This window comes from Saezia sanguinis, from assembly GCF_003991585.1.
Lineage (GTDB): Bacteria > Pseudomonadota > Gammaproteobacteria > Burkholderiales > Burkholderiaceae_C > Saezia > Saezia sanguinis.
Genome location: NZ_PQSP01000035.1, coordinates 1 through 299, shown reverse-complemented (window position 1 = coordinate 299; position 299 = coordinate 1). Strand labels below are relative to the sequence as shown.

1 protein-coding gene is annotated in these 299 nt (G+C 67.9%); it reads left to right on the top strand.

The window, feature by feature from the left end:
- Positions 1-299, top strand: a 299-nt coding sequence (locus tag CUZ56_RS14880) for an elongation factor 1-alpha C-terminal domain-related protein (protein WP_404948050.1), incomplete at both ends; no start/stop codon positions are given.

Here is a 299-nt window from a genome sequence, read left to right as displayed (position 1 = left end):
GTGCTGGTTCAGCGACGAAGCGGAGCTGCGCCCCGGCGCGTCGTACACGGTGCGGCACACCACCCGCAGTGTCACGGCGGAGATCCGCTCCCTGGACTACCGGCTCGATGTGAACACCCTGCACCGCGACGAGAACGCGAATACCCTGGCGCTCAACCAGATCGGCCGGGTCCAGTTGCGGACCCGGCAGGCGCTGCAATTCGATCCGTATCGCCGTAACCGCACCACCGGCAGTTTCCTGCTGGTCGACGACGCCACCGGCGATACCGTCGGCGCCGGGATGATCACCGGTCCCAGCC